1 protein-coding gene is annotated in these 1236 nt (G+C 60.7%); it reads left to right on the plus strand.

Annotated features, from left to right (window positions below; genetic code table 11):
* Positions 1–81 precede the first annotated feature (81 nt).
* Positions 82–1229, plus strand: a protein-coding gene (locus tag ABDJ38_RS16900; protein WP_429771131.1) for an IS3 family transposase whose coding sequence is annotated in 2 segments (ribosomal slippage) — positions 82–334 and positions 334–1229 — 1149 coding nt in all. Because the reading frame shifts where the segments join, the coding sequence is not laid out codon by codon here.
* Positions 1230–1236 lie beyond the last annotated feature (7 nt).

Below are 1236 nucleotides of genomic sequence, written 5' to 3' on the forward strand. Positions count from 1 at the left end.
TGCTCTGCCACCTGAATTTTGGACCATTCGCAGCTAGAGTTTTCGGCCGTAGATTTCCTTGGCTGGGCAAGGAGTCGTGGCATGAAGGCATCGAAGTTCACGGACGCTCAGAAGGCGTTCGTCATCAAGCAGGGTGAGGAAGGGACGCCTGTGGCGGAGGTCTGCCGCAAGGCAGGGATCAGCCAGGCGACTTACTTCAACTGGAAGAAGAAATACGCAGGGCTGATGCCGTCGGAGATGCGGCGGCTGCGCGAGCTGGAAGACGAGAACGGCCGGCTGAAGCGCATCGTCGCGGACCTGACGCTGGATCGCGAGATGCTGCAGGACGTCATCCGCCGAAAGCTCTGAGGCCGGATCGGAAGCGCGAGCTGGTCGACGGGATGCTGGCGGACTGGGGCGTGTCGATCCGGAGAGCCTGCCGGGCTCTGCCGTTCGACACTTCCAGTTATCACTACCAGTCCCGCCGAACCGATCCGGCCTTTCTGAAGAAGCGTATTAAGGAGATCTGCGAGACGCACGTGCGCTACGGCTATCGGCGTGTGTATTACATCCTGCGCCGGGAAGGTTGGGCTGTGAACCTGAAGAAGGTTTACAGGCTTTACAGGGAGTTGGGTCTGCAGCTGCGGAACAAGACGCCCAAGCGGCGGGTAAAGGCCAAGCTGAGGGAGGATCGCACGACGGCGGTCCGGCCGAACGATGTGTGGGCGATGGACTTCGTTCACGACCAGCTGGCGACGGGTCGCAAGCTGCGTATCCTGACGGTGGTCGACACGTTCTCCCGGCTATCGCCGGTGGTCGATCCCCGGTTCAGCTATCGGGGGGAAGATGTGGTAGCGACGCTGGAACGGGCGTGCCGGAAGATCGGCTACCCGAAGACGATCAGGGTGGACAATGGCAGCGAGTTTATCTCGAGGGACATGGATCTATGGGCTTACCAGCGCGGTGTAATCCTCGACTTCTCCCGCCCGGGCAAGCCCACGGACAATGCGTTCATCGAAGCGTTCAACAGCAAGCTGCGCAGCGAGTGCCTGAACGCCCACTGGTTCCTGTCGCTGCAAGATGCTTGCGAAAAGCTGGAGGCCTGGCGTAGACACTACAACGAAGAACGACCGCACAGCGCGATCGGGAATATCCCCCCGATCATGCTGGCAAACTCAGCCGGTGTGACCAGCCCACCGGATCTGGGAAAGGCGGAAAACTCTAGGCCAGAGCGGTCCAAGGTTGGGTAGCAGTGCA

The sequence above is a fragment of the Aurantiacibacter flavus genome (assembly GCF_039710615.1).
In the GTDB taxonomy this organism is placed as follows: domain Bacteria; phylum Pseudomonadota; class Alphaproteobacteria; order Sphingomonadales; family Sphingomonadaceae; genus Alteraurantiacibacter; species Alteraurantiacibacter flavus.